12 protein-coding genes and 1 pseudogene are annotated in these 13,888 nt (G+C 61.9%); 4 read left to right on the plus strand and 9 right to left on the minus strand.

Features of this window, described 5'->3' with window-relative positions; genetic code table 11:
- The 6 genes and pseudogenes from ACH488_RS04460 to ACH488_RS04485 all read right to left on the minus strand — a co-directional run.
- Window positions 1-1,158: pseudogene (locus tag ACH488_RS04460) on the minus strand (tyramine oxidase); the annotation flags it as partial.
- Between the two features lie 643 nt (window positions 1,159-1,801).
- Entirely contained in the window at window positions 1,802-3,289 is a 1,488-nt protein-coding gene (locus ACH488_RS04465) for an APC family permease (protein WP_397322531.1), read from the minus strand.
- Between the two features lie 620 nt (window positions 3,290-3,909).
- Complete coding sequence (locus ACH488_RS04470) at window positions 3,910-4,752, minus strand: pyruvate, water dikinase regulatory protein (RefSeq protein ID WP_397322533.1); 843 nt, start codon at window positions 4,750-4,752, stop codon at window positions 3,910-3,912.
- Window position 4,753: 1 nt separating this feature from the next.
- Window positions 4,754-7,156 carry a phosphoenolpyruvate synthase gene (gene ppsA, locus ACH488_RS04475; protein WP_397322534.1) on the minus strand — a complete coding sequence of 801 codons (2,403 nt, stop codon included), beginning with the start codon at window positions 7,154-7,156 and terminating at the stop codon, window positions 4,754-4,756.
- A 265-nt stretch (window positions 7,157-7,421) separates the two neighbouring features.
- Window positions 7,422-7,760, minus strand: a complete 339-nt coding sequence (locus tag ACH488_RS04480) for a DUF1801 domain-containing protein (protein ID WP_397322535.1) — start codon at window positions 7,758-7,760, stop codon at window positions 7,422-7,424.
- Between the two features lie 190 nt (window positions 7,761-7,950).
- Entirely contained in the window at window positions 7,951-8,208 is a 258-nt protein-coding gene (locus tag ACH488_RS04485) for a hypothetical protein (RefSeq protein WP_397322537.1), read from the minus strand.
- Window positions 8,209-8,536: 328 nt separating this feature from the next.
- Between ACH488_RS04485 and ACH488_RS04490 the strand changes: the two genes are divergently transcribed.
- Entirely contained in the window at window positions 8,537-9,193 is a 657-nt protein-coding gene (locus tag ACH488_RS04490; RefSeq protein ID WP_397322538.1) for a nucleoside/nucleotide kinase family protein, read from the plus strand.
- Window positions 9,194-9,239: 46 nt separating this feature from the next.
- Here the strand turns inward: ACH488_RS04490 and ACH488_RS04495 are convergent, their stop codons facing one another.
- Complete coding sequence (locus ACH488_RS04495; RefSeq protein ID WP_397322539.1) at window positions 9,240-9,905, minus strand: GntR family transcriptional regulator; 666 nt, start codon at window positions 9,903-9,905, stop codon at window positions 9,240-9,242.
- A gap of 137 nt (window positions 9,906-10,042) precedes the next feature.
- On the opposite strand from ACH488_RS04495, the gene ACH488_RS04500 reads away from it, so the two are divergent.
- The 3 genes from ACH488_RS04500 to ACH488_RS04510 all read left to right on the plus strand — a co-directional run bounded on the left by ACH488_RS04500 (window position 10,043) and on the right by ACH488_RS04510 (window position 12,234).
- Entirely contained in the window at window positions 10,043-10,777 is a 735-nt protein-coding gene (locus tag ACH488_RS04500; protein ID WP_397322540.1) for a fumarylacetoacetate hydrolase family protein, read from the plus strand.
- Between the two features lie 11 nt (window positions 10,778-10,788).
- Window positions 10,789-11,547, plus strand: a complete 759-nt coding sequence (locus ACH488_RS04505) for an SDR family NAD(P)-dependent oxidoreductase (protein ID WP_397322542.1) — start codon at window positions 10,789-10,791, stop codon at window positions 11,545-11,547.
- A 99-nt stretch (window positions 11,548-11,646) separates the two neighbouring features.
- Complete coding sequence (locus ACH488_RS04510; RefSeq protein ID WP_397322544.1) at window positions 11,647-12,234, plus strand: dihydrofolate reductase family protein; 588 nt, start codon at window positions 11,647-11,649, stop codon at window positions 12,232-12,234.
- A gap of 107 nt (window positions 12,235-12,341) precedes the next feature.
- Here ACH488_RS04510 and ACH488_RS04515 read toward each other — a convergent pair whose 3' ends face one another.
- Together ACH488_RS04515 and ACH488_RS04520 are read right to left on the minus strand one after the other, a co-directional pair.
- Entirely contained in the window at window positions 12,342-12,779 is a 438-nt protein-coding gene (locus tag ACH488_RS04515; protein ID WP_397322545.1) for a hypothetical protein, read from the minus strand.
- Between the two features lie 115 nt (window positions 12,780-12,894).
- Window positions 12,895-13,779, minus strand: a complete 885-nt coding sequence (locus ACH488_RS04520) for a LysR substrate-binding domain-containing protein (RefSeq protein WP_397322547.1) — start codon at window positions 13,777-13,779, stop codon at window positions 12,895-12,897.
- Between the last annotated feature and the right edge of the window lie 109 nt (window positions 13,780-13,888).

Consider the following 13,888-nt stretch of genomic DNA (forward strand, 5'->3'; position numbering starts at 1 on the left):
TTCGTAGTTCGCGACCGTGGCGATGAAGGAAATGACCAGTTTCCGGGACCGGCGGGTCTCGGCGGTGCCTTCACGGAAATCGAAGTGCTTCCACAGGATGGAGTCGTCTTCTTCGTGCATGCAGATCGCGTTCTCGATCGTCCACGGGTTGCCGTGCGAATCGACCGAGTGCCCGTCGAAGTACTTGATCTCACCCAGGCAATCACAACCCAGGGTCAGGGAGTTGGCCATGTTGCCGATGTTGTACTCGCCCGAGTCGAACGCGTTCTTCTTCGCCTGCACCGGGGCCGTGTCACCATAGGGGACGACCATTTCCGAGAGCGAGGCACGGTTGATCACCGGACGGTCCACGTCGTTGTCACGGAATTTGAGCTGGTGCAGCACCAGGCCCTCACGCGGGGTGAACCCGACCCGGAAGGACCAGTCAGCCCACCGCACATGATTGCCCGTGACCTGGAAGGACGCGCCTTCGGGTTGGGTGATGTTCAACGGCTTCAAGTCCGTGCGGGGCTCGCCGACGTACTTGGGCAGGTAATTACCGCGGGCTGAGGGGACCGGGATGGCCTGGTCATCCTCGAGGCGGACCACCTTGCCGGCGTTGAGGTCATAGAAAACAATGAAGTTCTCGATCGGGTGCGCGTACGGGGAATCATCAGCCTCATCACGGACGAACACCAACGCCCGCATCAGGCGCCGGCCCTCGTTATCCTCACCGAAATACCCCACCGACCACGGCTCGAAACACACCAAATCCAGGTCCGTCAGGCCACGCTTGGCCAACGCCGCGATCACGTCCGGGTCCTTCCGGCACGCGTCCTCACACTCAGCGAACTCATCCAGCATGAACGGCGGCTGGACATTCTCCGCCAACATCTTCCACGAATCCACCGTCCCGGCCTCAAGATCAACCACAGCCTCAAAAGACCTAGCTACCGCACGGTCCACCAACACCGCGTCAGCCTCACGCGCCACCGCAACACCCGCGCGCAGATCCTCCTTGGACGGCTCACGCAACTCCACACTAATAAACCGGAACGACTCAGCCGCAGCCGGACCCTCCTTCAACACCGCCACCGCACGCGCGATCTCCACCCGCGACAACGGATCCAACGGATGCGAAACACCCACCAAAACCTCAGTATCAGCATTCAAAGTCACAACTAACTCCTTTGTTTCCTGGGAAGGGACGCCTGCTGACGGCGCTCAGGCCCCGGGAAGCGATGTGTCTATATCCCGCAGGGCCCGGTATTGCTCATCAGGGCGAAACGTACATAACGGGCCTTTGATGTGCCGGAACCGTTCAACATTGTCCGGAAATGGCCATCAAGGCCGACGGAACGGAGCGTACGAGCACCTTTGGTCCGGTGGGGCCGGCAGGTGGCCGTACGACTGCCTGGCATGCCCTGGTTTCCAGGGACTCAGAGAAGCTCTGCGATGAGCACACCTGCTGTGATGCCAGTCACCCGCATTCCTTTCATGCAGCAGAACTACGCCATGAATTTCTTTGATGCGAGCGATTTATCGAGAATTACCTGAGAAATTCTTCGGCATTAATTCCCAGTCGAGTTAACATACTGGAAACATAAGCGAAACATCCTGGCGTGCCGGGGAAACGTCATGCGGCCCGCCACAATACGAAGACAGCTGAAGGCCCTGACGGTCACATGCCACTTCATGTGGTCATGTGCCGTCAGGGCCTTCAGCTGGATTTGTTGGGCCATCTGGCCTCAGTGGGAGCCGCGCACGGAGCCAGGGAGAGTCTTTCCCGCGCCGCGCCACGCGTCCCCCGAACGCCCGCTTCCTAAGGGGTGGGATCCAGTACCTTCTCCGGCTCCGCTGCATCGAGTCGCTGCACCGTTTCCTCGGCGGATCCGCCGTTGGGACGTCGCTTCTCACGCTGGGAGTACAGCCAGATGGGCACGTACGGGGCAAGGACCAGGAAGCCTACCCAGGTTGACGTCCAACCAATCTCCAAGCTGTTCAGGTAGACCACGCCCACCACGCAGAACGGCACGTTGAACAGACCGAAAACCAGGGACACATGCTTCCAGCCCTTCGGGGCCTTGAACGGACGCTCCAAGTTGGCAAAGGCCGGGTGCTTCTTGGCCCTGACGTAGGCCAGCAGGCTGATGCCGTTGGCGAGCGTGTAGCCGATGGCCGAGGCTGCGAGGATGGCGGCCGCGTTGCCCATGGAGATGAGGACCAGGTTGAACGCACCGATGATGAGCATGGCCACGAACGGCGTTCCCTGGCGGTTGGTCTTTCCGATGAAGGCCGGCAGGTTTCCTTCTGTTGACATTGAATGCATGGCGCGGGATGAACCCAGATAGGCCGTTTGGATGATCAGGACCATTGCGGCAACCAGCATGATGATCGTGACGATCGAACCAGCCTGGCCAAAGACTGCCTGGGCTACCGGGATCAGCGGCGAAACAGCCTGGGCCTGCACGCCATCAACACCAAGGACACCAATGACGGCGGTTTGCAGGAGGACGTAGAGCACCAGGCAGATCAGTCCGCAGGCAAGCAGCGCCTTTGGGACGTCCTTGGCGGGGTTCTTGTATTCAGGCCCGTAGATTGCCGCCGTTTCCCAGGCACAGGCGCTCCACTGGGAGATCGCGAAGATGCCGAAAAGCATCAGGATATGGTGCAGGTCCCAGCCCCAATCGGACGGCCACCAGTTTCCGGTGATGTTGGCCATGTCCACGTGGCCCGTGGCGAACGGTGCAACCGCCAGGACTACCAGCGGAATCAAGGAGATGGCAGCCAGGATGTACCCGAGGATGGCGCCATCCTTCAGCCCGAACCAGTTCACCACATACAGGCCACCAAAAATCACGACGCCGGAGATCAGGGCAAGCTGGTATTCGCTGAAGGTCTCCCCCAGCACCGGGAACAGGCCGTGCAGGTAGCCGCCCACCAGGATGGCGAAGATGGCAAGGATAGGATTCCATCCGAACCAGTAGCTCCAGGCAGTGAAACCGCCAATGAGCTTGCCGATGTCGTACTTGCCCTTGAAGTTTTCATTGCGGAAGACCAGCTGTGCGAACCCAGGCAGTCCTGAGGCCTTGGGAAAAGTGGTGGCCATCTCGGCGTAGGCGGCGTTTTGCAGGAAGCCCTGAAGCACCGAAATCGCCCAGATGAGGATGGCCGCGGCAGACACATACATCGGCAGGTAGCCCAGGGAGGGCAGGATCAGCAGGGGCACGCCCAGGGCAATGGCCATGCCCTGTTTCCAGTTGATCGACCTCTTCAGATGGTCGACGCCATCTACACGATTTTCACTCATAACATCTCCTTGATGTACTGACAGCAGGTGGCCGCGCGGCATCGATCCCGGCCCGGTGGAAGCGCGGAAAACATCCGCGGACACGCTAAAGAGTCCGCGGGAAGGGGAATCCCAGGCAGGGAGGCGCGAAATGGTCACAATCGGTGGGATCCCGGGGGCGGTGAAACAACGGTCGGGCTCCCGGACCCCGGCTTTGAGACAGGCCGGGAAGTCACCGCTTCGCCAGCGGTAACGGCCCCGGAATCTGCAGGTGGTGCCGGCCGGAGATCGCCTCAACCCCGGTGGGGGTGGAAGGAAACCACCGGCAAACCCGGCACACTCTGCTCCAGCGGATTTGGCCGGTTCAACTACGAACACAGCCAGTGTGATGCGGGTCACTTGCATTCATTGATGGAGCAAAACTACGCCGTTGAAAGCAATTTCGCGAGGCGTTTATGAAGAATTAAGTGAGAAATTAGATGGCGCATTTTCTCAGCCCAGTTAACATGCTGGAAACATTGCGGAAACACATCAGAGCGCCTTCTGTGGGTGGCGAAGGCGGTCGGGACGGTGCGGCAGGAAACAAATACGGCGCCCGCGTGCCGGGAATCAACTGCGGCTAAGCGACGTCAAAGAAGCTGTCAGTGGTGCAGTTGCATCTTCTGAAGCACCGTCGCGGAGATCTCTTCGACGGACATGGAAGCCGAGTTCACGTAGGGAATGTTGTTGGCCCTGTACATGTCCTCGGCGTTGCGGAGTTCGAAGGTGCACTGCGGGAGCGAGGCGTAGTTGCTCCCTGGACGTCGTTCCTGCCGTATCTGGCTCAACCGGACCGGCTGCGACGTGAGGCCGAAACATTTGGTTGCGAACGGGAGCAACGGCTTGGGCAATGTAAGGGTGTCAAAGTCTTCTTCCACCAACGGGAAGTTGGCGGCGAGGATCCCATGCTGCAGCGCCAGATACATCGTGGTGGGAGTCTTACCGCAGCGGGAGGGGGCGATCAGGATCAACTCTGCGCGTTCCAGTGCCCGAAGCGACTGGCCGTCGTCGTGCTCTATGGCGTATTCGACGGCGGCCATCCGGGACTGATACCGGACGGCGTCACCGACGCCATGCGCCTGGCCGGGGAGGCCATTGGCTGAGGATCCGAGTGCTTGCTCCAGCTGGCCGATATGGGCGCCAAACAAATCGAAGAAGTGGCCTGTGCTTTGCGACAGGACGGCGCGGACATCGGGGCTCACCGTCGTCGAGAAGACAAGGGGCCGGGGCCCGGCAGCAGCCACCCGGTCGATGACTGATACGACGTCGTAGGCCTGCTCCACCGTAGTGATGAAGGGAATGGTGCGTCGCTCCAGGCGTTGCGCCGGGAACTGGGTCAGCAACGTGTTGCCGAGGGTCTCGGCGGTGATTCCGGTGCTGTCGGAAAGGAAGAACACCGTGGGGGCGGGCTGGGTGCCCGCCCCCACGGCATGATGGTCGACCATTTTAGACGGTGGCGTGGTTGCTGGTGCGGGCCAGGCGGAGCCAGGTTTCCGTGACGGCGTCCGGGTTCAGGGAGATGGAGCTGATTCCCTGTGCCAGGAGCCATTCGGCGAAGTCCGGGTGGTCGCTGGGACCCTGGCCGCAGATGCCGACGTACCGGCCCTTGGCCCGGCACGCGCTGATGGCCATTTCCAGGAGTTTGGTCACGGCGGGGTTGCGCTCATCGAAGGCTTCGGCCACGAGGGCTGAGTCGCGGTCCAGGCCCAGGGTGAGCTGGGTGAGGTCGTTGGAGCCGATGGAGAACCCGTCGAAGTATTCCAGGAACTCATCGGCCAGCAGCGCGTTGGCCGGCAGTTCGCACATCATCACGATCTCCAGGCCGTTCTCGCCGCGGCGCAGGCCGTTGGCTGCGAGCAGCTCGATGACGCCGCGGGCTTCGTCCAGGGTCCGGACGAACGGGACCATGAGCTTGATGTTGTCCAGGCCCATCTCGTTGCGGACGTATTTCAGGGCTTCGCATTCGAGTTCGAACGCCTGCCGGAAGGACTCGGACAGGTACCGGGACGCGCCCCGGTAGCCGATCATCGGGTTTTCTTCCTCGGGTTCGAACGCCGGACCGCCGATCAGGTTGGCGTATTCGTTGGACTTGAAGTCCGAGAGCCGGATGATCACCGGTTCGGGCGCGAACGCGGCGGCGATGGTGGAGATGCCCTCGGCCAGGCGGCGGATGTAGAAGTCCCGGGGACCGTCGTAAGCGGCGGTCTTCTCCCGGATCTGCCGGACCGTGAAGTCATCCAGGGTGGCAGGGCGGGCCACTTCACCGGCCACGGCGAGCAGCGCGTTGGGGTGGATGCCGATCTGGCGGTTGATGATGAATTCCAGCCGTGCCAGGCCCACCCCGTGGTTGGGGAGCTTGGCGAAACTGAAGGCCTGTTCCGGGGTTCCGACGTTCATCATAATCTTCACTGGAGCCTCGGGCATGGTCTCCAGGGACGTTTCCTGCAGCGTGTACTCCAGCAAACCCTCGTACACCAGACCCGCTTCGCCTTCGGCGCAGGAGACAGTGACGGGCGTGCCGTCCTTGAGGATCTGGGAAGCGTATCCGGTTCCGACGACGGCGGGGATGCCCAGTTCACGGGCGATGATCGCCGCGTGGCAGGTCCGTCCACCCCGGTCGGTGACGATCGCGGCGGCCTTCTTCATGATCGGTTCCCAGTCAGGGTCCGTCATGTTCGCCACCAGCACGTCGCCCTCCTGGAACGAGGCCATCTGATCGATCGAGGACAACACCCGCACCTGCCCGGCACCGATCCGCTGGCCGATCGCCCGGCCTTCGACCAACACCGTGGACCGCTCGGCAAGCCGGTAACGCGAAACCGATCCCGCGGCCTTCCGCGACTCGACCGTTTCCGGGCGGGCCTGCAGGATGTACAGTTCCCCGTCCACCCCGTCCTTGCCCCACTCGATATCCATCGGACGGCCGTAATGCGCCTCGATAGCCAGCGCGTGCCGGCCCAACTGCTCCACCTCGGCATCGGTCAGGCTGAAACGCTTCCGCAGCTCCGGAGCCACCGGGATGAAGTCCACGGTGCGGCCCACCTCACGGGACTGCGTGTAGACCATCTGGATGGCCTTCTCCCCCAGCCCGCGCTTGAGCACCGCCGGACGCCCGGCCACCAGCGCAGGCTTGTGGACATAGAACTCATCCGGGTTAACCGCACCCTGGACCACAGCCTCACCCAGACCGTACGAGGAGGTAATGAACACGGCATCCTGGAAACCGGTCTCGGTGTCCATGGTGAACATCACCCCGGAGGCGCCGACGTCGGAACGGACCATGCGCTGCACGCCCGCCGACAAAGCAACCTCGGAGTGCGTGAAGCCGTGGTGGACGCGGTACGCAATGGCCCGGTCGTTGTACAGCGAGGCAAAGACATCCTTGATCGCCACCAGGATGTTCTCAATGCCGTGGATGTTCAGGAACGTTTCCTGCTGGCCGGCAAAGGAAGCATCCGGCAAGTCCTCAGCCGTGGCCGACGAACGCACCGCCCAGGAAACATCATCGCCATGCTCAGCCGTCAGCCGGGCATACGCGGCACGGATTTCATCTTCGAAACCCGCAGGAAAAGCAGTCTCACGAATCAAATCCCGGATCTGCTGGCCGACACTGGCCAAAGCGGCCACATCGCCGCTGTCCAGGCCTTCCAGAATATTCTCGATCCGGGCATCCAGCCCGGATCCGCTCAAAAACCGCCGATAAGCATCGGCCGTGGTAGCAAAACCGTCCGGAACCTTCACCCCTGCAGAGGCGAGGCTTTGAACCATCTCGCCAAGAGAAGCGTTCTTGCCGCCAACCTGGTCAAGGTCGGACAGGCCAAGATCGGAAAACCAGAGAACGTCAGTCATAAATGGTGTCCTTCGTTGGGCACGCGCTGACAAGCGCTGAAATATAGGGTGATGCAAGAGTGGGCGGATCACCCGTGAAGAAGCAAACGGATGTGACCAGCACAACTTAACGCAGTCGTCATGAAAGACCCGTGACTTTGCGAATGGGCACTAACCCCCTTAAGGGCCATAAAGCACGACGGCGGCAGGCCGCTTTGGTTCCCGGGGAACCGAAACGGGCCAGCCGCCGTCGTTCGCGCTTTCCTCTGTCCGCCAGTGGCGGAGGTCAGCTGGCCGCCTTTTCCACCAGGGCCTTGATCCTGGCTTCGGTGGCGTCGTCGAGCGAAGTGATGTTCCAGGCGACCGGATGCATGTGGGCTCCCTCCTCCTGGGCAGGATTCACCACTTCCCCAAAGCCGAAGACGATGTAGTCCTTGTCCGGCTTGATGTAGCACACATCCTGGCCGTCCTTCACATAGAACGGCAGTCCCCAGCGGACGATGGGCTCCAAGGAGGGCGCGTTGTCCCGGATGATCCGATGCAGGCGTTCGCCGATCTCCCGGTACGGTGCGGGAGCTTCGCCGAGTTTGGCGAGGACTGCTGCGTCGCCTTTCTTCGTAAACATGGTGTCAGGTCTCCTTGGGGCGGATTGCTGGTCAATGGGCAGTACAGAAAGGATAGCCGCTGGGTAAATGGCCCGGCGAAGCTACGCTGCCTCGTCTTCCTTGCCGTCGAGGATGCGCCGGATCCTTGCGATGTCCAATGACTGGTTGCCCCACTGGAGGTTCAACTCGTACAGGGCGCGGAGGCAGTTGTCACACATGGCTCCTCCAAGGGTGGTCCGGCGGGTTCGACCGTGCCGGCAGCGACGGACAGATGGGGACTTCGCCGTCGAAACCCCCGGGCCCCAGTCCTTCTCGCGCGAGGTCGTGGAGCAGTTGGTGGTAACTGGAGAGGGCAAGAGCCGGAAGCTGGTGCAGGGAAGCCAAGGTCGCCTGCGGCCTGTCCACACGGAACAGGGCAAGCAGCGCCTGGTCTTCCTGGGCGTCGTTCAGGGCCCGGTAAATGCCCACGGGGCACTCCCTCACAAGCGCCTGAGCGTAGAGACTCAGCTGACGGGGTGGCGTTTGATTGCCGGCCCGCCGCCAAATGGTGACTGTATCCTCGTGGTCCACGGTGACCCTCGATTCTCTGGAATTCTATGGAACCGCCCCCCTCGCAGTCCCTCTGATGTTAAGAGTTTACAAACCTTTAAGGTCACAGTTCAAGAGCGAATTAGGTTTAAAGGTTGTATCTCGGGTATAGGGTAATCCCCATGGTCATCCCCCTTCCCGCCTCCGACGGCGACGCCGAGCGGCACTTCCAGGAGCTGCGTGCCCTTCTGGATGGAGCGCTCGGAGGATGAATTCCTCCGGCGCCAAACAAACAGTGCCTGCTGTTCCCTGCGATATCGCCCGCCTTGCACGGCGTCTTCGTGGCGCAGCCAGCCCGGGTGGACGGCTGATCATCGGCTTGGTGGGGGCTCCGGGCGCGGGCAAAAGCACTCTTGCCGAACGCCTCGCCGGGCAATTTGGCCCCGACGGCGCCGTAGTCCCCATGGATGGATTCCACTTGGCGAACTCCATCATCGATGGGACGCCGCTGAGGGAACGGAAAGGCGCAATCGACACGTTCGACGTCGGCGGGTACCTATCCCTGCTTCAGCGGCTGCGGCGCAACGACGAGGAGGTCATCTACGCGCCCGCCTACCGCCGCGGCCTTGAAGAGCCCGTCGCGGCATCCATTGCTGTTCCAAAGTCGACGACTTTCGTGCTGACGGAAGGCAACTATCTCCTGGCCCGGCAGGGACGCTGGAGCGAAGTCCGCGGTTACCTGGATGAAGTCTGGTTCGTGGAGACCCCACAGGAGATCCGCGTCGCCCAGCTCATCCAGCGACACGTAACCTCGGGAATGGCGCAGGCCGATGCTGAAGCCTGGGCTAATGGCCCTGATGAAGCCAATGCACGGTTCATCGAATCAACAAGGAGCTTCGCCGACCTCATCGTCAGGCGCCGTTAGGGTTCGCAATCGGCCGGGCCGGATTCCCGGGGCGACCACCAGTGGGTTATGTGGCGGTGTCTTCCGGGAGTGTGCTGAGGATGCTCTGAACGCTGGTCTGCAAATGGTCCCGAATGGCTTTGTCAGCTGCTGCTACGTCACCGGCTTTGCAAGCCTCCAGAATACGGCTGTGCTCGTCATCCAACTGGGGCGAAGGGCTGCTGGTCGTGGCATAGATCTGCAGGTACGCCGATGAGGATCCCCGCAGGTTGTCGATCAATTCCACCAGCTGCTCCATGCCCGACAGCCGGTAGAGACCCATGTGGAACTGGTGGTTCAATTCCACGTACCGGTCCGGATCCGTGCACTGTTTCATTTCATCGATGATCGCCTGGAGGGGTGCGGCGTTGCCTTCGTGGAAGTTGCCGGCAGCATGCCTGACTGCGAGTGCTTCCAACTCTGTCCGGATGGCGTACTGCTCGCGCAACTCCGCAACCGAGGGGGCGAAGACCGTAGCCCCCCGCTGCGGGGAATGACGCACCAATCCCTCATGCCGAAGGATGGCAATGGCTTCGCGCACCGGGGTGGTGCTCACGCCAAAACGGGCGGCGAGTTCGTTCTGGCGCAGCTTCTCCCCCGGCGCGATGCGCCCAACGGCAATCTCGGCTCGGAGTTCGGCCGCGATGGCCCCCGCAATGGTGGTTGAGCGGAGCTGACCGGTGGGTGTGGACATGGGCCAAGTATCGCAGGCAATCATTGCTTGCGACAATATGCATATTCGACATTGACCTCAAGATAAAATATGCATATTGTCAGTTTGGCGCCTGGGCAAGACCGTCCGCACAAACACCCACCGGAAAGAGTCCTGACATGACCACCTACACCCAGTCCCCCACCGTTCCCGCCGCCTCTGGTGCCGGAGACGGCCTGCCGATAGGGCCGCCGTCGAAAATCATCTGCGTCGGATTGAACTACCGCGACCACGCCACCGAGGCAGGACTCGACGCCCCAACCCGCCCGCTGCTCTTTGCCAAGTGGCCCAATACGCTTGTGGGCCATGGCGGCGAGATCCTGGTGCCCGAAGGCCTGCGCACCGACTACGAGGCAGAACTGGCCGTTGTCATCGGCCGGCGGGCGCGGAACATCTCAAGCGACGAAGCCCTGGACTACGTGGCCGGCTACCTTTGCGCCAACGACGTTTCCGCAAGGGAGCTGCAGTTCGACGACGGCCAGTGGGTCCGCGGCAAGAGCCTGGACACGTTCTGCCCCATAGGCCCGGCCATGGTCCCGGCTGACCAGGTCCCGGACCCGCAGAACCTGGGGATCAAGCTCTGGTTGAACGGAATCCTCATGCAGGACTCCACCACAGCCAACATGATCTTCAGCGTTGCCGACATTGTCAGCTTCGTCTCGCAGACAGCCACGTTGGAGCCGGGTGACATCATCCTGACTGGCACGCCCGCCGGCGTGGGCGTCTTCCGCAACCCTCCTGTCGGCTTGAAAGACGGCGACGTTGTCACCGTGGAAATCGAAAGCATCGGCAAACTCACCAACCGCGTTAAGTCTGTTCAACGTTCGACGGCGGCCGCTGGCCAGCGCGACTGAAGGAACCTCCCATGCAACTCAACGGAAAAGCTGCCATCGTAACCGGCGGCGGCCAAGGAATCGGCTGCGGAATCACCCGGCGGTTCCTCGAGGAGGGCGCGAGCGTCGCCGTCATACAACGCCGGCCCCTTGAGGAACCCCTGGCCAGCCACCCGAAAGTGCACTTGATCCAGGCGGACCTGACCGACATGGCGGCGATCCCAACCGCCGTCGAACTGGCAGTTGGACACCTCGGTGCCATCGATGTCCTGGTCAACAACGCCGGCATCATGTTCGAGCGTGGCGTGGAGGACATCCAGCCCGGCGAATGGGAACTCATGATGGCCCTGAATTTGCGGGCCCCGCGCTTCCTGATCCAGGCAGCCCTACCCCACCTCCGGCGCAGCAGCAGCGCAAGCATCATCAACATCGGCTCGATCGAGGGACTCGCCGCCAACCCTGGGCACTCTGCCTACTCGGCCTCCAAAGCAGGCATCCACGGAATGACGAAGGCGTTGGCTGTTGATTTGGGTGCAGACGCCATCCGTTGCAGTGCCATTGCCCCGGGGTGGATCGCTTCCGAATTCAGCGAAAAGTACCTCGACGCCCAAACGGACCCGGACGCTGCCCGCGCGGGGCTGCAAGCCTTGCACCCGGCCGGCCGCATCGGGCAACCGGGGGACGTGGGCGACCTCGCCGTGTTCCTGGCCAGCGACCGCGCGGGATTCATGACAGGTGAGGTGCTGGTCCTGGACGGAGGACGGATGGCGAAGCTTCCACTGCCGTTCTAGGCCCGCAGGGCATTGACTCGCTGCTTGCGTTGGCAAAGACTGGTGAACCTGTCCCCCAGCCACCTGCTGAAAGCCCGCTCACGCGGCCAGGAGGAAGCAATGTCCACCATCACCGTGTTTGAAAGCGTCACCCTGGACGGCGTCATGCAGGGCCCGGGCCGCGCCGATGAAGACACACGGAACGGTTTTACCCGTGGTGGCTGGGCGAACGGATTTCAGGACGACGTGTCCATGAGCTACGCAGGCGAGGGCATGAGCGCCGGCGGGGGCCTGCTTTTTGGGCACCGCACTTACGACGACGTGCTGGGGCACTGGACGTCCATAGGGCCCAACCCCTTTGTTGACGTGCTGCTTGGCTCGGACAAGTTCGTTGCCTCCCGGAATCAAGAGGCCACGCTGCCCTACGAAAACAGCGAACTCCTGGCGGGCGACGCCGTGCAGGGTGTGGCATCACTTAAGGAGCGATACTCAGCCGAACTCATGATCATGGGCAGCGGCGACCTGGTGCGGCAACTCCATGCAGCCGGACTGGTGGACCGCTACAGCCTGCTGATCCACCCGATTGTCCTCGGATCAGGAACCCGGCTCTTCTCCGACTCGACCCGTGCTGACCTTGAACTCGCGCGCAGCCTTGTTACTACTACGGGCGTCATCATTGCCGAGTACACGGTCAGGAGGCCGCGATAACCGCTTCGTTTCCACGCAGCAACTGATCTACTGGCGCACGCTGCAGGGCCTAACCTCCCGCCTGCCCCGTGGACATCCAAGGGCAGTGGTGTCGCGACTCCATGTGTCTAGTCCGGCACCTCCAGTTGGAAGCCGCATCGGCAGCGGAGCACGGAAGTGCCGACGCTTACAGCGGGCGTTTCCGGTGGCGCCTCCGCGGGAAGATCGTCCGTGGAAAGTGGAGCGTAGATGTTCTTGGTGTTCGAGCCAACAATCCGCATGGCCTCCCCGCAGTGGAAGTATTCGCCGGCGAAGCGAAGCAGTCCTTCCAACGTCTGGTTTCGGTTCAGGACGGCGGCCACGTCCCGGAAGCGGGCGCGGTGCCGGTAGTTGCCTTGGCATTTACGGCAAACATAGCCAACCTGGACCTGCAGTTCTCCCGGGTGCGGAGGCAACGACTCTATCGACTCGATCGCTACGTTTTCATCGGATCCGCAGTGCAGGCATCCCAAAGGCCGGGAATCCTGCGTGAGCCGGGTGAGGTGAGGTCCATTAATCCCAAACATGCTGGCTCCGAGGGCTCGGCGGGGCTGTCCGGTTCAGGGTCTGGCAGCAGGACGATCTCTTCGTCCCAATACAAGGACACCATTACTAAGCCTACTTAGCAATACCCTGTTTCGGTTATTTGGATTGGCATTCCAGCCCCTTCAGGCAATCCAGGAACTCGTCCACCGCCGGAGAGGCATTGGTGCCCCGGGCAGCATAGAGGGCCGTCTGGGGGCGCCCGGAAATGGGCCGCGTAACGACGCCTGGCATCTGGAAGCGCTGCACTGACTCCGGAAGGATCGACAATCCGATTCCTGCCGCCACCAGCCCAAGCACGGTTTCCTGGTGGATCGCCTGTTGGACCACTTGCGGGGAGGAGCCCCCGGGGTCGAACAAGCGCAACACGCGAGCCACGAATCCGGGCATGAGCCGGTAGGGAAAGAGGATCATGGGCTCGCCTTCGAGTTGCTGTGCCGCAATCTCCGGGTGAGCGGTCAAAGGGTGGGTTTCCGGCAGCACGACTACCAGGTCCTCGGCGCTGACTGGTTCCAGGCCCAGGCCGGGTACTTCACCAGGGTCACGGACCAAGCCAAGGTCCAACCCGCCGTCGAGCAGTTGCTCTATCTGTTCACCGCTGGTGAGCGGACTCAGCACCAACTCGACGCGGGGCCGGCGTTCCCTGAAGAGTCTGATTGCTTGCGGGATGGTGGTGTAGCTGGCCGAACTGACAAATCCCACCCTGATGCGCCCGCTATGTCCCGCGGCCACCATGGGGAGGTCTCCGGCAGCATCGTCCAGTTCCGACACGGCTCCTTGGATTCGGCTCCGGAAAGACTCACCCGCCACCGTCAGGGTGACGCGGCGGGTGGTCCGGTCAAAGAGTTGGACGCCCAACTCACTCTCCAACCGCCTGATAGCCACTGTCAGTGGTGGTTGGGTAATGTGCAGGCGCTCGGCGGCACGGCCGAAATGCAGTTCATCGGCTACCACCAAGAAGTAACGAAGCTGTCGAAGTTCCATGAGCATTCTTTCGATTCACAATAATAATTCCTTCAAAAATGATATTAGACGCAGCCCTCTAACGGATGAGTAACTGGATTCACCGCATCAAACATCAAGCCGAACCGCA

Source organism: Paenarthrobacter sp. NPDC018779 (assembly GCF_044391085.1).
In the GTDB taxonomy this organism is placed as follows: Bacteria; Actinomycetota; Actinomycetes; order Actinomycetales; family Micrococcaceae; genus Arthrobacter.

Excerpts from the sequence above, each read along its gene's own strand:
- ACH488_RS04510 (WP_397322544.1), top strand. The coding sequence starts at position 11,647 with ATGTCCACCATCACCGTGTTTGAAAGCGTCACCCTGGACGGCGTCATG.
- ACH488_RS04500 (WP_397322540.1), top strand. The coding sequence starts at position 10,043 with ATGACCACCTACACCCAGTCCCCCACCGTTCCCGCCGCCTCTGGTGCC.
- ACH488_RS04465 (WP_397322531.1), bottom strand. The coding sequence starts at position 3,289 with ATGAGTGAAAATCGTGTAGATGGCGTCGACCATCTGAAGAGGTCGATC.
- ACH488_RS04505 (WP_397322542.1), top strand. The coding sequence starts at position 10,789 with ATGCAACTCAACGGAAAAGCTGCCATCGTAACCGGCGGCGGCCAAGGA.
- ACH488_RS04480 (WP_397322535.1), bottom strand. The coding sequence starts at position 7,760 with ATGTTTACGAAGAAAGGCGACGCAGCAGTCCTCGCCAAACTCGGCGAA.
- ppsA (WP_397322534.1), bottom strand. The coding sequence starts at position 7,156 with ATGACTGACGTTCTCTGGTTTTCCGATCTTGGCCTGTCCGACCTTGAC.
- ACH488_RS04520 (WP_397322547.1), bottom strand. The coding sequence starts at position 13,779 with ATGGAACTTCGACAGCTTCGTTACTTCTTGGTGGTAGCCGATGAACTG.
- ACH488_RS04490 (WP_397322538.1), top strand. The coding sequence starts at position 8,537 with ATGAATTCCTCCGGCGCCAAACAAACAGTGCCTGCTGTTCCCTGCGAT.
- ACH488_RS04470 (WP_397322533.1), bottom strand. The coding sequence starts at position 4,752 with ATGGTCGACCATCATGCCGTGGGGGCGGGCACCCAGCCCGCCCCCACG.
- ACH488_RS04495 (WP_397322539.1), bottom strand. The coding sequence starts at position 9,905 with ATGTCCACACCCACCGGTCAGCTCCGCTCAACCACCATTGCGGGGGCC.
- ACH488_RS04515 (WP_397322545.1), bottom strand. The coding sequence starts at position 12,779 with ATGTTTGGGATTAATGGACCTCACCTCACCCGGCTCACGCAGGATTCC.